Origin of the sequence: Microbispora sp. H13382, assembly GCF_014161445.1 — a bacterium.
Taxonomy (GTDB): Bacteria; Actinomycetota; Actinomycetes; order Streptosporangiales; family Streptosporangiaceae; genus Microbispora.
The window spans coordinates 187,948-205,039 of the sequence record NZ_JABBXA010000011.1 but is presented as its reverse complement, the minus strand read 5'-3'; the positions used below and the strand labels follow the sequence as shown (position 1 = coordinate 205,039).

Below are 17,092 nucleotides of genomic sequence, written 5' to 3'. Positions count from 1 at the left end.
TGTCGCCGTCGCTGAGGTGCAGCCGGCCCTCGGCGTCGAGCGCGCCCGTCCTGTCCCCGCTCAGCAGCGGTTCCTCCGTACGGACGAAGCAGGAGGAGCGGAAGGTGGGATGCCGCGCGAGCCGCCGGGCCACCCCGAGCCACGCGGCGGGGTCGCCGTCCGGCCGCTCGTGCAGGTGGAGGTCGGGAAATCGGGTGGTGGCCGGATACCAGCGCCCGCCGTTGGCCTCCGCGAGCCTGTCCACGAACCAGCCGCCCTTGGCCCTGATCTCCGCCTCGGCCAGCGGGAACTCCTCCAGGTTCGCGTAGTCGTCCACCCTGAGCCGGAACACGGCCATGTCGGCGACGCAGGCGGTCGTCACGACCGTGGCGAAGCGCACGGGCACGACGAACGGCTCCGCCTCGGGCGACTCCCGGTCCGCCAGGAAGGCCACGAGGCAGCGCCGCCCGACGGCCGAGCCGTCCGCGATCGCCTGTTGCAGAACGCCCGCCACGTAGTCGGTCTCGTACCGGAACTGGATGATCGCCCCTCGGGGCAGGGCCAGCGCCGTCAGGACGTCCTCCGCGTACCTCCTCCTGCTGTCGGACGACAGCAGCAGCACCGAGGGCCGGACCCCGGTCATGCCGGGTGCCCTCTCCGCGACCCGCGCCCTCATCGCGGCACCTCCCGCAGGCGGTCCTCCATCGCGAGGAAACGCGGCCACACCCGGTCCTTCGGCAGCTCGTCGAGGCGCAGGCGCGTCGCGGTCTCGTACCGCAGCCCCCGCTCCGCGAGCGCCCGGTGCTCGCCCAGGATGATCGGCTCGCGTACGCCCTCCGACTGGTCGCCGGTGAGGTCGATGACGAACCGCCGCGGGTCGTGGGACGGCCCGATCTCGACCCAGCAGTGGTGGCTCACGTCCTCGGCGTCGTCGCGGCCGACCCGCAGGCGCCCGTAGCAGTACACGGGTTCGAGCAGCAGGTCGGCGCGGAGCCTGCGGGCGAGCCAGACGGAGGTGACGCCGCACTGCCCACGGGGATCGCCCGCCGCGACCGGCGGCTCCTGATACCGCGGATGGGCCGTGCGGTCCGACCAGCAGGGCTCCAGCATGCGGCGGTATCCGTGCAGGCGGTCCGTCCACTCCGGCGCGGTGAAGTCCGCCTTGACGGGTCTCACGTGGTCGCCGCCCGAGTGGGTCCGGTGCGACACCCTGATCAGGTCCCCGATCCCGGCGACGCACCGCTTCGCCGCCGCGGTGATGCCGAGGACCATGAGCACGTTGTCCGGGGTGTCCAGGAGTTGCGGCACCGAATCACCAGATATGCGGCGCGTCTGGAAAAGGCCTTTGTCGTCGTAGCGATAGGCCACCGGTGACAGGGCGATCGGCGTGAATCCCGACGCGAGGAACGCGGTGCCGTCGAATCCGAGCATGGGGTTGTACGCGGTGATGACATAATCCCCGGCGTTTTCCGCTCTGATCTCCCGGACCGCGCGCGCGATCGTCAGGCTCATGAGGTTCGCCGGAATTCCCGCCAGCCCGTGCATTCGTGTCAGCACCGTTATCCGGTCCGGATTCACGTCCAGTCCGTGCCCGGTGAGCGCGTCCAGGACGTACTGGCGGTCGCAGCGCGAGAAGGCGGCGTACGTGAGCGGCATCGTCGCGCCCGGCAGGAAGAGCCCGAACTGCGCGACGGTGTCGGCCCTCTCGCTGTGCAGGTAGTGCAGCCTCGACTGCACGAGATGGCCCACGCTGGGTCTGACCTCGGCGAAGCGCAGGCAGGTGCGGTAGCCGTCGGTGAACGACAGGCTCAGGTCCCGGTGCGCCTTGTTCACGTTGAGGAGGACGGAGGCATGGGCCTGGTACGCCGCGTCCTCCGCGGACTGGCGCACCTGGGCCGCCCGGACGACGGCCTGCAGCCGTATCTCCTCGTACACCTTGTCCGGAGACCAGCCGGCGATGGCCGGTCTGCTCAACCGGGGCAGGTGCAGTCTTACCTGGATCTCCAGGGTCCGGAGGTCGACTCCGACCGTCTCGGCGTCCGCGCGGATACGCGTCCCCATCGCGCCGACGAAGGTCTCGACATCCGGATCACGAAGCCCGTCCACTCGCGCGCCCTCGCTTCGCGCTTTCTCCCTTCGCGGCGTACGCGTGGTTCTGGGCACTTTTTCTCCCGCAAGTCGCGAGAAGTCTGTCAGTGACGCCGTCAAGGATAGAACTCGAACCCACCCCTGTCAGGGCGCTCGCCGAGTTGCTATCAGCTTTTGTCGGGGCCCACCTCGAATTAAGGCCGCTTTTCATCATCAAAGCCGCGAAGGCGGCAGATAGAGGCCCGCGAGAGCGTGCGCGGTCGCCGCCATCTCGTGCCGCAGCTCGGCCGGTTCCAGGACCTCCACCTCGGCCCCGAGCTTGAGGAACTCCGTCCGCGCGTGCGTCACCGACTCGATGGGCACGGTGGCGGTGATCCAGCCCCGCTCGTCCGGCGGGCCCGCCGTCTCGGCCACGGCGCCGGCGACGGCCGAGCTCATGACCTCCCCGAGCCGCTCCCGGCCCCGCGCGGACAGCCGGATCACCGCGTGCCCGCGAAACAGCCGCGACCGGAAGCCGGCCAGGTGCTCGCGCCAGTGTCCCGCCAGGTCGAAGCCCTCCTGGCGCTCGAACGTCTCGCCGGTCACCGTGAGCGCGAGGATCTGGCCGACGCGGTAGGTGCGCAACGCGCCGTCGCACCGCGCCACGAGATACCACTTCCCCGCCTTCAAGACCAGCCCGTACGGCTCCAGCCTCCGCTCGACCTCGCAGGGCTCCGTCCAGCGGCGGTAGCGGACGCGGACGACCCGGGCGTTCCAGACGGCCTCGGCGACCTCCGGCAGGTGGGACGACCGGTCGCCGTCGTAGTACCAGCCGGGCGCGTCGAGATGGAAGTGCTCCCGCACGCGCCGCGCCTCCTCCCGCGGACCGGCCGGGAGCGCGGCCTCGATCTTCAACTCGGCCGCGGCCAGCAGAGCGCCGAGGCCGAGGTCCGCGGCCGGCCCCCTAAGCCCGGCCAGGAACAGCGCGCCCGCCTCCCGCTCGGTCAGGCCGGTGAGCCGGGTGCGGAAGCCGTCCATCAGGCGATAGCCGCCCTCGTGCCCGGCCTCGCCGTACAGGGGGACGCCGGCGGCGTGCAGCGACTCGACGTCCCGGTAGATCGTGCGAACGCTGACCTCCAGCTCGGCGGCGAGCTGCCGGGCCGTCATCCGGCCGCGCGACTGCAGCAACAGGAGGATCGACAGCAGCCGGGACGCGCGCACATCGCCACGATTTCACTGCCGGAGGGTGTCAGTGAAGCGGTCCTACCGTCCCGTCATGACTTTCGCGGAGAAACTGCTGTTCGTGCCGCCCCCGATCGAGGTGGGCGGTTACCACGTCAAGCGCTACCACGTCACCGCCGACCCGGCCGGCATCGACCCCGAGGTCGAGAAGGCGGCGTACGCCGTCCTGCCCGAGCTGCTGCCCGAACCGGACGGCACGCCCCCGGCCGCCTTCGTCGTCCTCCACAGGGGTGGGGACGACGGGGCCTACATCAACGCCTACACCTGGGCGTGGGACAACGCCCTGCACTACGGCAACGCGGTGGCCGGTCAGCCCGCGCTCGGCTGCCCCGATCGGGATCCCACCCACTTCATCCGGCCGGAACGCCCGCTCATCGGCTGTGTCTGGGAGCTGCCGCCGATCCTGCACGAACGCGACGCGTGGGTGCGGCACGTGCTCGCCTCCGGCCGTCCCGACCTCGGCGCCTATCTCGCCGACACACTGCCCGAGGGCACGACGGGAGACCGCCGATGAAAGACCCACGCGCACTGATCAGGGGTGATGTTCCGCGCACTTGACCGGGAGATCATCACGGGTGATCGTCGGGGCCTGACTCACGAACCGGTCCCCTTCGACCCCGGAGTGATCGATGCGAAGAGCCCTGGCCGTCCCGCTCGCCGCGGTCCTGGCCGCCTCCCTGCTCGCGGCGGCGGACCCCGCCCAGAGTCCGCCGCCCTCGCCGGGAGACGTCGTCGAGGTCTCGGTCAACGCGCACGCCGGGCTCGGCACCGTCCATGAGGCGGCGTACGGCGCCAACGCCGCCGTCTGGGACTCCCACATGAACGACCCGGAGGTGGCGCGGCTGTACAAGCGGGCGCGCATCGCCGCGGTGCGGTACCCCGGCGGGTCGTACGGCGACCTCTACCACTGGGAGAGCCACACGGTGCCGGGTGGGACCGTGGCGCCGGACACGGGGTTCGACGCGTTCATGGGCACGGTCAGGAACGCCGGCGCGCAGGCCGTCGTGGTCGCCAACTACGGCACCGGCACCCCGGAGGAGGCGGCCGGATGGGTCCGGTACGCCAACGTGACCAAGAAGTACGGCGTGAAGTACTGGGAGATCGGCAACGAGCTCTACGGCAACGGCTACTACGGCGCCACCTGGGAGACCGACGACCACGCGGACAAGAGCCCCGCGGCGTACGCCCGCAACACCCTGGAGTTCGTCCGCGCGATGAAGGCCGTCGATCCCACGATCAAAATCGGGGCGGTGCTCACGATCCCCGGGAGCTGGCCGGACGGCGTGGTCGCCGCCGGCGACTCGGCGAACTGGAACCACACGGTCATCCCGGCGGTGGCACCCGAGATCGACTTCTTCACCGTCCACTGGTATCCGGGCACGAGCATCCCGGACACCAGCGGCGACGTCGCCGGGCTGCTGGCCTCTCCTCCCGGGCTCGCCGAGATGCTGGCCCAGGTGCGGGCCGACGTCGCCGCCCTGGGCGGGCGCGACGTTCCGCTCGCGCTGACCGAGGTCGCCTCCAACATCGGGCGCAACACGCACGCGGCCGGGCTGTTCGCCGCCGACGCCTACCTGACCGCGCTGGAGAACGGCGTCTTCACCGTGGACTGGTTCGACACCCACAACGCGCTGGAGAAGGTCGGCACGATCGACGGCGAGACCGACTACCAGGACATCGGCTTCCTGTCACTCGGCCAGTGCGCCGACGGCGTCTGCGAGCCGCCGCTCAACACGCCGTTCCCCGCCTACCACGGCATCGAGATCCTCCAGACGGCCGCCGGGCCGGGAGACAGCCTGGTCAGGGCCGGCTCCAGCCGGCCGAAGGTGGCCGTGCACGCCGTACGGCAGGCCGACGGCGACCTGGCCGTCGTGCTGATCAACAAGGATCCGGGCACCGCCTATCCCGTACGGCTCCGCTACACCGGGTTCACCCCCTCCGGCCGGAGCCCGGTGACGTACACCTTCACCCCGGGGGCCACCGCGATCGTCCGGGCCGAGCAGGGCGACGCTTACACCCGGACGCTTCCGCCGTACTCGATCACGACGATGACGGTGCGGGCGGCGAAGGGCCCGAAGCCCGCACCGGCCCCGGGCACGCCGACAGCGCGCGGTGTCCCCGGCGGCATCACGGTGAGCTGGCCTCCGGCCGGTCCCACCGCGGACAGGTACGAGGTGTACCGGCAGACGGGCACGGACACCGTCCCGCTGGGCACGACCCGGGGCACCTCGCTCACACTGCGCGGCCTGGAGCCCGGCGCCTCCTACACGGTCAACGTGCTGGCCGGGGACCGGGCCGGACGGCTGTCGCGGCCGTCCGCGCCGGTGACCTTCACCGCACCCACGCCGCAGGACAGCGCCTGCGCGGTCCGCTACCGGGTGACGCAGGGCTGGGGGCGGGGCTTCACCGCCACGGTCACCGTCACCAACCGCGGCGCGGACGACGTGTCCGACTGGTCGCTGGCGTTCCGCTTCCCGGTCGCCGGGGAACGCGTCGGCAGCGGGCAGGGCGGCACGTGGACATCTGAGGGGACATCGCAGGGACAGGACGTGCGGGTCGTTCCCAACGAGCAGACCAGGACGATCCCGGCGGGCGGATCCGTCACCCTCGGGTTCGTCGGCGCCAACGAGGGGGCCTACCCCTCCCCCACGGTCTTCCGCCTGAACGGCACGGTCTGCTCGACGCTGTAGTCGCCGGTCTCAGCGTGTGACGCGTAGTTTGGACTGCTTGTGCCGGGTCCGCTCCCAGTCGTCCATGAACCTCGCCGTGAGGCCGTACCGCTCGGCGAGGTTCACGAGCGTCTCCGTCCGGTAGTAGAAGTCCTCGCGCAGCACATGGTGCTCGGCCTTCTCCGTACGGTCGAAGGTGAAGTCGAAGAACCCGTCCGGGTGCAGGATGCGGCCGACATGCCGGAGGCACTCGTCGATCACCTCGATCGGGCTGTGGGAGAACACGCTGTGCGCGTGGATCACGGTGAAGTGCTCGTCGGGGAGGAAGGCGAAGGTGAGGTCGTCCACCACGGTCAGGTGCGGCAGCCGTGACTGCAGCCCGCGCCGGGCGACCGTGTCCGCGGCGGCGAGCAGGATCTCGGGCGAGATGTCGACGCCGTAGTAGTGGCCCGGTTCCAGATACTCGATCAGCCGCCAGCCGAGGCGCAGGTTGCCGCAGCCGATGTCGAGGACGCGGTCGCGCGGCGTGAGGCCGTGTGCGCGCAGGTAGTCGAACTGCATCCTGCCGATCCGCAGCCAGCTCTCCCTGCCGTGGCTGCCGATCGCGCCGTCGGCGCTCATCTCCGCGATGTCGGCGCGCATGACCTCACGGTAGTAGGACACGTGATCGGCGGTCGTCGCCCGCAGCCGCGCGTCACGGGTCATCCGCCGCAGGTGCGGCCAGACCTTGCCGGGGTGGCGCAGAGCGTAGGCCAGCTGGTAGGAGAGGCGTGACCGCCGCCGTTTCACGTAGGGCTGTCGCTGCATGGCCCCAACCGTAGGGCGGCGTACGCGAGGTCATTCGCATTCACGCGGAGCCTCAAGAAGAATTTGCCGAAACGCATTTCGAGTCCGGCGGGGCGCTTGCGGCCTTTTGCGTGATCGGGGCGGTTTGTTGCACAGGGCCGCATCGAGCGTTTGATCTCGGCATGAAAGGCTTCGTGGCAAGCGCCTGCCATGTCAGGCGCAACCCCGCGGCTCATCGCCAGAAAAGCCGCCCGGTGTGGTTACGGCGAAAAACCGCTCGAAGCCCGCCCTCCTCGTCCTTCACGGCGAGGAGGGCGGTGCCCGTTCCGCGTTCCGCCATCCGGGTGCCCCATCCGGGCGCCGCCGTCAGGGCCGGCCGTATCCCCCGCCGCCCGGCGTCTCCACCTCCAGCACGTCGCCCGGCCCCACCCGGACCGAGTCGCATCCCGCGAGACGGACCACGCTCCCGTCGGCGCGTCGCACCCGGTTGACGCCCAGCGCCCCCGGCGCGCCGCCGGCCATGCCGTAGGGGGGCACCCGGCGGTGGCCGGACAGCACGCTGACCGTCATCGGCGCCCGGAACCGGATGCGGCGCACCACCCCGTCCCCGCCCCGCCATCGTCCGGCCCCACCGCTGCCACGCCGGACGGCGAACTCCTCCAGCAGCACGGGGAACCGCCATTCCAGCACCTCGGGGTCGGTCAGCCGGGAGTTGGTCATGTGGGTCTGCACCGCCGACGCCCCGTCGAAGCCGTCACCGGCGCCGGAGCCCGAGGCGACGGTCTCGTAGTACTGGTGCCGTTCGTCGCCGAAGCTGACGTTGTTCATCGTGCCCGAGCCCTCGGCCTGGACGCCCAGCGCGGCGTAGATCGCCCCGGTGATCGCCTGGGAGGTCTCGACGTTGCCCGCGACCACGGCCGCGGGATAGGCCGGGGCCAGCATCGACCCCTCCGGCACGACGATCCGCAGCGGCCGCAGGCACCCGTCGTTGAGCGGGATCTCGTCGGCCACCAGGGTGCGGAAGACGTACAGCACGGCCGCGGTGACCACGGCCGACGGCGCGTTGAGGTTGGAGTCGAGCTGGGGCGAGGTGCCGGTGAAGTCGATCGTCGCCGTACGGCGGGCGCGGTCCACCGAGACGCGCACCGCGATGACCGCACCGCAGTCCGTCTCGTAGCGGTACCCGCCCTCGCTGAGCGCGCCGATCACCTCGCGCACCGCGCTCTCGGCGTTGTCCTGCACGTGCCGCATGTAGGCCCGCACCACGTCCAGGCCGAAGTGGCCAATCATCGCCCGGACCTCCTCGACCCCCCTGGCGTTCGCGGCGATCTGCGCGCGCAGGTCGGCCAGGTTGGTCGCCGGGTCCCTGGACGGGTACGGCGCCTCGGTGAGCAGCCGCCACGTCTCCTTCTCGCGCAGGCCGCCGCGGTCGGCCAGCAGCCGGCAGTCGAACAGCACGCCCTCCTCGTGCACGCTCCTGCTGGCCGCGGGCATGGAGCCGGGCGTGAGCCCGCCGATCTCCGCGTGGTGGCCGCGCGACGCCACGAAGAACAGGATCTCCCGGCCCGCGTCGTCGAAGACCGGGGTGACGACGGTGACGTCCGGAAGGTGGGTGCCCCCGTGGTACGGATCGTTGATCGCGTACACGTCGCCGGGCCGGATGCCGTCGCCGCGGCGGCGGACCACCTCCTTCACGCTGGCGCCCATCGAGCCGAGATGCACCGGGATGTGCGGCGCGTTGGCGATCAGGCCGCCGCCGGGGTCGAACAACGCGCAGGAGAAGTCGAGCCGCTCCCGGATGTTCACCGACTGCGCGGTGGCTCCCAGCCTGGCGCCCATCTGCTCGGCAACGGACATGAAGAGGTTGTTGAAGATCTCCAGCATGACCGGGTCGGCCTCGGTGGTCACGCCCGCGGCCTTCCGCCGCGGCCGCGCCCGCTCCAGCAGCAGGTGCCCGTACGGCGTGACCCCGGCCCGCCAGCCGTCGTCGACGACGGTGGTCGCGTCGGCCTCGGCCACGATCGCCGGACCGGTGAGCGCGTGCCCGGGACGCAGCCGTTCCCGCCGGTAGAGCGGCACCTCACGCCACGCGCCGCCCGTGTACAACCGCACGGCGTCCGCGGACGGCGGGCCGGCGGCGCCGGATCCGGGAGCGAGGTCCGCGAGGCCGGGCTGCTCGGTCAGTCCGACGGCCTCGACGGAGACCGCCTCCGCGACCAGCGGCCGGTCCATGAGGAAGGAGTACGTCCGCAGGTGGGCGGCCTCGAACGCCGACACCATCGTGTCCAGCCCGGCCAGGTCGACCTGCAGCGGCGTATCGGTGCCCTCGTACCGCAGCCGCACCCTCCTCGTCACCCGGATCCGCCCGGCCGGGACCTCCTCGTCCAGGAGCTCCCGTCGCGCCGCCGCCTCCAGGGCGTCCGCGACACCGGTCAGCCGGCGCATGGCGGCGGGCTCCAGGCGGGCCTCGACCGACTGCTCCCGCATGACGGTGGTGTCGGCCAGGCCGATGCCCAGGGCGGACAGCACGCCCGCCATCGGCGGCACCAGCACGGTGCCGATGCCGAGCGCGTCGGCGACCGCGCAGGCGTGCTGGCCTCCCGCGCCGCCGAACGTGGTGAGGGCGTACTCGCCGAGGTCACGGCCCTTCCGCACGCTGATCTGCTTGATCGCGTTGGCGATGTTCTCGACCGCGACCCGCACGTAGCCCTCGGCGACCTGCTCGGGCCCGCGCTCGTCGCCGGTCCGCCCGCGGATGTCGGCCGCCGTCTCGGCGAACCGGCGCCGTACCTCCTCGGCGTCCAGCGGCAGGTCGCCGTCCGGGCCGAACACCTTCGGGAAGTGGCCGGGCTGGATGCGCCCGAGCATGACGTTGGCGTCGGTGACGCACAGCGGCCCGCCGTTGCGGTAGCAGGCCGGGCCGGGGTCGGCGCCCGCCGAGTCCGGCCCGACCCGGTAGCGCCGGCCGTCGAAGCGCAGGATCGACCCGCCGCCCGCCGCCACCGTGTTGATGGCGATCATCGGCGCGCACAGCCGCACGCCGGCCACCTGTGTCTGGAACACCCGCTCGTACGCGCCCGCGTAGTGGGACACGTCGGTCGACGTGCCGCCCATGTCGAAGCCGATCACCTTGTCGAGACCGGCCAGCCGGGACATGCGCGCCATGCCCACGATGCCGCCGGCCGGACCGGACAGGATCGCGTCCTTGCCGCGGAAGTGCCCGGCCTCCGCCAGCCCGCCGTTCGACTGCATGAACATCAGCCGTACACCGGGCAGTTGCCGCGCGACCGCGTCGACGTACCCGCGCAGGACGGGCGAGAGGTACGCGTCGACCACGGCGGTGTCCCCGCGCGGCACCAGCTTCATCAGCGGGCTGACCTCGCTGGAGCACGAGACCTGGGGGAAGCCGGTGCGGCGGGCCAGGTCGCCGACCACCCGCTCGTGCGCCGGGTGCAGGTGGCTGTGCAGGCAGACCACCGCGACCGCGCGGACTCCCTCCGCGCGCAGCCGCCGCAGCGCGGGTGCGAGCCCCACGAGGTCGGGCGGCCGGATCACCGTGCCGTCGGCGGTGATCCGCTCGTCCACCTCGACCACCTGCTCGTACAGCATCTCCGGCAGCACGATCCGCCGGTCGAAGATGCGCGGCCGGTTCTGGTAGCCGATGCGCAGCGCGTCGCCGAACCCCTTCGTGATGACCAGCGCCGTGCGCTCGCCCCGGCGTTCCAGCAGCGCGTTGGTGGCGACCGTGGTGCCCATCCGCACCGACTCGATCCGCTCGACCGGGATCGGTTCCCCGGCGGCGAGGCCCAGCAGGGAGCGGATGCCCGCCACCGCCGCGTCGGGATAGCGCGCCGGATCCTCCGACAGGAGCTTGCGCGTCACCAGCCGCCCGTCCGGCCCCCGCGCGACGACGTCGGTGAACGTCCCGCCGCGGTCCACCCAGAACTGCCACCGGCCTTCGGGCATGGGACCCCCTCGCGCAGGCGCCCGTACGTCCCTTGTATCAAGGCCGCGCGCCCCGGCTCCCGCGGGGGAGACCCGGGGGCGTGTTCCCCGCGTCGCTCGTCGGGGCGCCGCTGAGCCCACGCACCACACCGACACCGGATGACAGACCTATCATCAGATGGCGCTTTCCGGGACACACCGGACCGGGCGTAAGGAAAGGTGGTTCCGGCAGTGGTGTCCGTGCGGAGCGTGGAGCGCAGTGGCGGCATCGGTGCCCTCGTCACCGGCAACCTGCTCGGCGGGGTCGCGGTCGCCTCCGGCTTCGCGGTCGGCGGGCTGCTCGTGGAGCGGCTCGGCGGCACGTCCGTCGCGGGGCTGGGCCAGGCCGCGGGCGTGCTCGGCGCGGCGGTCGCCGCGGTGCCGCTGGCCGGCGTCGCGGCCCGGCACGGGCGGCGCCGCTCGCTCACCCTGGGGTACGCGATCGCCGTGCTCGGCGGCGCGCTGATCGTCACGGCCGCCGTCGTCTCCCAGCTCGTCGTGCTGCTGGCCGGGCTGGCCATGTTCGGCGTCGGCCAGGCGGTGAACCTGCAGTCCCGGTACGCCGCCGCGGACGGCGCGGCCCCCGCCGCCCGGGCCAGGACGATGTCGATCGTCATCTGGGCCACCACGATCGGGTCCGTGGCCGGCCCCAACCTCAGCGAGGTGGCCGACCGGTTCGGCAGGTGGCTCGGGCTGCCCGGCCTCGCCGGGCCCTACCTGGTCTCGGTCGTGTCCTTCGCCCTGGCGGGCGCGGTGATCGCGCTGTTCCTCCGGCCCGCCGTACGGCCGTCCGCGCCGGTCGCCGGCGCAGCGGGCGACGGCCCCCGCACGGCGGGAGCGTCGACGGCGCTGCGGTGGGCGGCGGCCCATCCCGTGGCGCGGTTCGCGGTCGTGCTCGTCGCGGTCGCGCACGCAACGATGGTCATGGTCATGGTGATGACACCGCTCCACATGCAGCACCACGGCATGTCGCTGCGGCTGGTCGGCGTCGTGATCAGCCTGCACGTGCTCGGCATGTACGCCTTCAGCCCGGTCTTCGGATGGCTGGCCGACCGGCTCGGCGCGGTCCGGACCGCGTGCGCGGGAATGCTGATGCTCGTGGCGGCCGTCGCGCTCGGCTTCGTGGCCGCGTCCGCCTCCGAGGGCAGCGCGCTCACCGCGCTCGCGCTGACCGTCCTCGGCATGGGCTGGTCGGCGTCGATGATCTCCGGGTCGGCGCTGCTCACCGGCGCCGCGCCGGACCACGTACGGGTGCCGTTGCAGGGGGCCACCGACGCCGGCATGAACTACGCGGGCGCCGCGGCGGCCGCGCTGGCCGGGCCGATCCTCGCCGCCGGCGGCTTCCGCGCGGTCAACGTCGCGGCGGCGGTCATCCTGGTGCCCGCCGTCGCGGCGGCGGCCACCCTCCGCCGGGGCCGGGCGACCGCGGACGGGTCCGAGGGACGGCAGGAGCAGGCCGTGGGGCGCGGCCACGCCGACACCGGCTCCGGCTCCGGCTCCGGCTCCGGCTGAACGACAAGTCCGGGCAGATCGCATCGAACAAGCGGCGCCAAACACGTGCCCCTCGTTTTTTTGCACTTTCCTTGAGGAAGGCGCACTTCAACTGGCGCGGGCGCTCCGGCGGGCCGTTGCTATGTTCCGGATACATGGTCGCCAGGAAATTCGGCGCGGCCGGACGTGTGCGGAAATCTGCTTTTCGTCGCGTGTATTTCCACCTGCATCAGCACGCTCGTGCGAACGAACGCACCCGAGAACATCCGGGCCAGTCAGGAGAACATGTGAGATTCCGTCCCTTGCGTGCACTGACGGCGGTATCGGTCGCCGCCGTGCTCACGGCGGCGTTGGTGGCGAGCCAGGGCGCGGCGGCCGGCGTGCCGCAGGCCCATGATCCGGCGAACACACCGACGCCGATGGCGAAGCTCAGCGCGAACACCAACACTCTCTACTCGCTGCGCTGGGATGAGATCGGTCCCGACAAGAGGTCGTACCGGCAGCTCATCACCCAGTTGCGCGGTGCTCTTGCCCTGCCGAAGTCGTACCGGTACACGAACATTTCGCAACTGCTGGGCCAGCCCGGCCACATCGCCTCGAGCGGTCCCGTCGGCTGTCCCGAGGCGAAGCGTGCGCACGGCGCGCTGGGCGGCGCGTACCCGGTCCGCAGCGATTACTGGATCTGCCTCAATCCCGTGGATTCCACTACGAACAGGTGGTATCCGCAGGGAGTCAGCGGCACCTGGGACGCGACCGCGAACGGAGTCGTCGACGGGGAGCGTGCCTTCGCTTTCGGCTGGTACCGCCGGGCGAGCACGACCGACAGGACGCCCATCGCCTCCAGGGTGACGTTCCTCGACGAGCAGGCGCCGATGGGGTCCTTCGCGCACCGCTATCAGCATGTGCTGCTGGCGCTGCCGCGATACGGGAAGAACGGGGTCACCTTCACCTCGGTGCCGACCCACGCGGGCGGCTTCGTCTGGTATCACCAGTACCTTCTGGTCGCGGACGACGGCCCGAGGCATGAGTTCAACGGGATACTCGTCTTCGACCTGCACAATTTGATCGACCTGGCGCTCAGCCCGCGCGCCGATCTGACGTCGCCGCAGGCCGCCACCCGTCCCTACGGCCTGTACAAGGGCCGGTTCTATTCCAAGGGTTACCGCTTCATCCTGCCGCTGCGCGGCATATGGCGGCCGTCGGTCGGCCCCCTCACCACACCGCAGAAGTGCCGGGCGGGTGACCTCCACTACCCACCGTGCTACACGTACGCGGGTCTCGACAGGAGCACCTCCCCGCCGAGCTTCCTCACCGGTGAGTGGTGCACGAGCTCCGCCTGCGGCAAGGGGCGCGTGGCGCGCTTCCCGCTGTTGCCGGACAAGACCCCCTGCACCAAGGGCTGCCTGCGGACCTCCGGCGGCACGGCGAGGCCGACCTCGGTGTACACCCAGCCGGTCCGGTACGCGCAGGGCGGCGTGTCCTGGAAGGGGACCTACCAGTTCACGACGAGTCACGGAGGCGCCGCCGGACGCTTCGTGACCCGGCCGGGCGCGACGGCGGTGACTCGTCACTACGCCGGTACGGGCGTCCAGGACCTCTACTGGAACCGTGCCACGAGCACGCCGATGCTCTGGTCCGTCACCGAGTTCCCGGGAGTGGGCAGGCGTCTTCTGTACGGCGTCCATCCCTGATCTCCAAGCGGGAAGGCCCCTCTCGTCGCACGACGAGGGGGGCCTTCCGCCGTCCCTGCCTCAGGCGAGGGCCGCCGGCGCCGGCTCGGCGTCGCGCACGGCCTCGCTCACGGCCTCGCTCACGGCCTCGGGGCCCGCGAGGAGCCTGACGGCCAGCGGCACGGTGCCCGCGAGCTGGACCAGCGTGCCCACCACCGTGACGGCGAGGGAGAACTCCCCGCTGGACAGGACGAAACCCGCCACCAGGAGCGGAGCCGTCCAGCGCGGCAGCACGCCGGTGCGCAGGATCGCGGCGACCTGCGTGACCAGCCCGGCCACGGCCGAGGCCAGCATGGGCAGCATGATCCCGCCGAACCACGCCGAGCCCTGGTATCTCCCGTACGCCGCGACGGCCTCGGCGGCCACGCCGCCCTCCGGTGCCAGGCCCAGGACCACCGGCCGCATGCCGGAAACGATCAGGCCGAGCACCCCGGCCAGGGCGAGCAGCAGCCCGGAGATCGCCCCGGCCAGCGGCGCCCGGTCGCGCAGCACCCGCGCGACCGCCAGGCCGCTGGGGATGGAACACCCGACGAAGATCATGTAAAGCAGGGTGCCGAGGGCGTAGCCATCCCGGTCGGCGGCCACCTGGGCGAGGTAGTCCGCCGCCTCGGTGCGGGGCAGGCCGACGGTGTCGACCAGATGCCAGACCACTCCGGCGATCGGGCCGGCGACGACCGCCGCGGCGAGCAGGTAGGGCTTGTTCGTTCTCATGATCGCGTTCCTTCGTGCGTGGCGGCCCGTCCGCCGCATGCCGAAACACTGACGCGGCCCTGTCCCGGGCCACCTGAGCCCGCCGCCCCCTTCCGCGATAAGGACGATTTGTCCCATGCGGACGGGACATCAAATAACGGACAATTCACCTCGTGCATACGCGTACGGTGCTGATCGGGGACTCGGTCGCGGGAGCCGCCGCGGCCCTGCCGCACTGGCCCGGCCACCTGACCGTGCTGTGGCTGTCGGCCTGGAGCTGGCTGCCCGCCTATGTGATCGTGGCGGCCGTCGTCCCCTACTGGCTGCCGTCCGGGGAACGGCCGTCGCGGGTGTTCCGCCCCCTGAGGTACACCGGTTGCGCAGCCGTGGCGACGGGGTCGGCCGCCTGGGCGCTGCTGCCCTGGGAGCACGGCGACGACCCTGCGCTGGCCGAAAGCGGTTTGCTCAACCCTCTGGGAGTCACGGGCGCCGAGGCGCTGCTGCCGGTCAGCCTGGCCCTGATCACCGTGGCGTCACTCGGTGGGCTCGCCTCCCTGGGCGTACGCCTGCGCCGGGCCGAGGGCGACGAGCGCGGCCGGCTGGCCTGGGTCCTCGCGGGAGTGGCCGGCACGCTGCTCCTGCTGGCCGCCGCCCAGGCGGTGCCGGCGCGCGGCTCGGGGGTGCTGCTGGCGGCGTCCGCCGTGCCGTTGCCGGTCTCCGTGGTGGCGGCGATCCAGCGATACCGGCTGTGGGACATGGAGACCGTGCTGCGCCGCGGCCTGGTCTGGGCGCTCATGTCGGCCGAGATCGCCCTCTGCTACACGGTGGTCGTCGCGTTGCTCGGGGACCTGCTGGGCCGTAGCCTCGGCGCTCCCCTCGTCGCCGCGGCCGTGGTGGCCATCAGCGTGGCTCCCGTCCACCGCCTGCTGCAGCGGGGCGTACGGCGGCTGCTGTACGGCGACGCGGCCGACCCGTACGACGCGCTGGGGCGGCTGGGAGCGACGCTGGAGACGGCGGCGGCCCCCGCCGCTCGTGCTGACCCGGCCGCGCGCCGGTGAGTTCCGCCCCGCCGAGGCCCGGCTGCTGAACGTGCTGGCCCGGCAGGCGGGCGCGGCGGCGCACGCCGCCCGGCTCGCCGCGGATCTGGACCGGTCGCGGCGGGCGTTGGTCGCCGCGCGCGCCGAGGAACGCCGCCGGCTGCGCCGCGACCTCCACGACCATCTCGGGCCGAGCCTGTCGGCCGTACAGCTGCAGCTGGAGACCATCCGCGACCTGGCGGCCGACGACCCGGACGGTGCGGGTGAGCTGGCCGACCGGTGCGCCGCGTGGCTGGCCGGCGCCGTGAGCGACGTCCGCAGGATCGTGGACGGCCTCGGCCCGTCCGCCCTCGACGACCTCGGCCTGGCCGAGGCGCTCCGCGCACAGGCGGCGGCCTTCGACCGCCCCGGCCTCACGGTCCGGCTGAACCTGCCCGCTCAGGGCCTGCCCCCGCTTCCGGCCGCCATCGAGGCGGCGGCTCTGCGCATCGTGGGCGAGGCGCTTGCCAACACCGCCCGGCACTCGCGTGCCGGGCGCTGCGACATCTACGTGGCGCTGGCTCCCGACGCACTGCACTTCACCGTAAGGGACGACGGCGTCGGCATGACCGGCTCCGCCCCGGGCTGGCGCGCAGGAGTCGGCCTGGAGTCGATGACCCAGGCCGCCGCCCAGCTTGACGGGAGATGCGAGATCCTTGCCCCGGCGGGCGGCGGCACCGAGATCAGCGTGCGGCTGCCGAGAGTCGAGGTGTGAGATGCGCGTGCTGATCGTGGACGACCACCCCATGTACCGCGAGGGGCTGATCGCGGCGCTGTCCGGCCGTCCCGACGTGACGGTCGTGGGCGAGGCGGGTGACGGCGCGGCCGCCGTCGAACTGGCGGTCCGGCTGGCGCCCGACGTCGTCCTGATGGACCTTCACATGCCGGTCATGAACGGCGTGGAGGCCACGGGGCGGTTGCGGGCGGAGCTTCCGGACGTGGCCGTCGTGGTGCTGACGATGCTGGAGTCCGACGAGTCGCTGGCGGCGGCCGTACGCGCGGGCGCGCGCGGCTACCTGCTCAAGGGGGCGGGCCGGGCCGAGATCCTGCGGGCGCTCGAGGCGTGCCGGGACGGCGGCGCCTACTTCGGCCGGAACGCCGCCCGGGCGCTCGCCGGGCTCGTCGGCGCCGAGTCCCGACGGCCCGTCGCCAACCCCGTCCTGCCCGAGCTCACCGAGCGCGAGGTCGAGATCCTCGACCTGATGGCGCGCGGGCTGTCGAACGCCGCGATCGCCTCCCGGCTCTATGTCTCGGACAAGACGGTCCGCAACTACGTGAGCACGGTGTACGGCAAGCTCGGCGTCGGCGACCGGGCCGCCGCGGTGGCCCGGGCCAGGGACGCCGGGCTCGGCGCCGGCCTGCCCGGCGGGCGCTGAGC

Annotated in this window: 12 protein-coding genes; 7 read left to right on the top strand and 5 right to left on the bottom strand. The window is 72.4% G+C overall.

Annotated elements, in window-relative coordinates:
• Positions 1-651: 651 nt before the first annotated feature.
• Both HHX41_RS22815 and HHX41_RS22810 read right to left on the bottom strand, forming a co-directional pair.
• Positions 652-2,085, bottom strand: coding sequence for a hypothetical protein (locus HHX41_RS22815; RefSeq protein WP_182907650.1), 1,434 nt, complete (start codon positions 2,083-2,085; stop codon positions 652-654).
• Between the two features lie 195 nt (positions 2,086-2,280).
• Entirely contained in the window at positions 2,281-3,267 is a 987-nt protein-coding gene (locus HHX41_RS22810; RefSeq protein WP_182907649.1) for a YafY family protein, read from the bottom strand.
• A gap of 55 nt (positions 3,268-3,322) precedes the next feature.
• Between HHX41_RS22810 and HHX41_RS22805 the strand changes: the two genes are divergently transcribed.
• The gene (locus HHX41_RS22805; protein WP_182907648.1) at positions 3,323-3,802 is read left to right on the top strand and encodes a hypothetical protein; all 480 of its coding nucleotides are present in this window, start codon (positions 3,323-3,325) and stop codon (positions 3,800-3,802) included.
• Positions 3,803-3,917: 115 nt separating this feature from the next.
• Entirely contained in the window at positions 3,918-5,978 is a 2,061-nt protein-coding gene (locus tag HHX41_RS22800) for a cellulose binding domain-containing protein (protein ID WP_182907647.1), read from the top strand.
• Positions 5,979-5,987: 9 nt separating this feature from the next.
• Here the strand turns inward: HHX41_RS22800 and HHX41_RS22795 are convergent, their stop codons facing one another.
• Both HHX41_RS22795 and HHX41_RS22790 read right to left on the bottom strand, forming a co-directional pair.
• Positions 5,988-6,764, bottom strand: coding sequence for a class I SAM-dependent methyltransferase (locus tag HHX41_RS22795; protein WP_169981790.1), 777 nt, complete (start codon positions 6,762-6,764; stop codon positions 5,988-5,990).
• A 345-nt stretch (positions 6,765-7,109) separates the two neighbouring features.
• Positions 7,110-10,709 carry a hydantoinase B/oxoprolinase family protein gene (locus HHX41_RS22790; RefSeq protein WP_182907646.1) on the bottom strand — a complete coding sequence of 1,200 codons (3,600 nt, stop codon included), beginning with the start codon at positions 10,707-10,709 and terminating at the stop codon, positions 7,110-7,112.
• Between the two features lie 210 nt (positions 10,710-10,919).
• Between HHX41_RS22790 and HHX41_RS22785 the strand changes: the two genes are divergently transcribed.
• Both HHX41_RS22785 and HHX41_RS22780 read left to right on the top strand, forming a co-directional pair.
• Positions 10,920-12,239 carry an MFS transporter gene (locus HHX41_RS22785; RefSeq protein ID WP_220504338.1) on the top strand — a complete coding sequence of 440 codons (1,320 nt, stop codon included), beginning with the start codon at positions 10,920-10,922 and terminating at the stop codon, positions 12,237-12,239.
• Positions 12,240-12,520: 281 nt separating this feature from the next.
• Positions 12,521-13,909, top strand: coding sequence for a hypothetical protein (locus HHX41_RS22780; protein ID WP_182907645.1), 1,389 nt, complete (start codon positions 12,521-12,523; stop codon positions 13,907-13,909).
• 60 nt (positions 13,910-13,969) lie between these two features.
• On the opposite strand, the gene HHX41_RS22775 is transcribed toward HHX41_RS22780, so the two are convergent.
• Entirely contained in the window at positions 13,970-14,659 is a 690-nt protein-coding gene (locus tag HHX41_RS22775; RefSeq protein ID WP_182907644.1) for a hypothetical protein, read from the bottom strand.
• Between the two features lie 152 nt (positions 14,660-14,811).
• Between HHX41_RS22775 and HHX41_RS22770 the strand changes: the two genes are divergently transcribed.
• Genes HHX41_RS22770 through HHX41_RS22760 form a run of 3 tightly spaced genes read left to right on the top strand, consistent with a single transcriptional unit; the run spans position 14,812 to position 17,090 of the window.
• On the top strand, positions 14,812-15,696 hold the full coding sequence (locus tag HHX41_RS22770) for a hypothetical protein (protein ID WP_182907643.1): 885 nt from the start codon (positions 14,812-14,814) through the stop codon (positions 15,694-15,696).
• Complete coding sequence (locus tag HHX41_RS22765; RefSeq protein WP_182907642.1) at positions 15,671-16,429, top strand: histidine kinase; 759 nt, start codon at positions 15,671-15,673, stop codon at positions 16,427-16,429. Before HHX41_RS22770 ends, HHX41_RS22765 begins: the two co-directional genes overlap by 26 nt.
• A 1-nt stretch (position 16,430) precedes the next feature.
• The gene (locus tag HHX41_RS22760; protein WP_182907641.1) at positions 16,431-17,090 is read left to right on the top strand and encodes a response regulator transcription factor; all 660 of its coding nucleotides are present in this window, start codon (positions 16,431-16,433) and stop codon (positions 17,088-17,090) included.
• Positions 17,091-17,092: the final 2 nt, after the last annotated feature.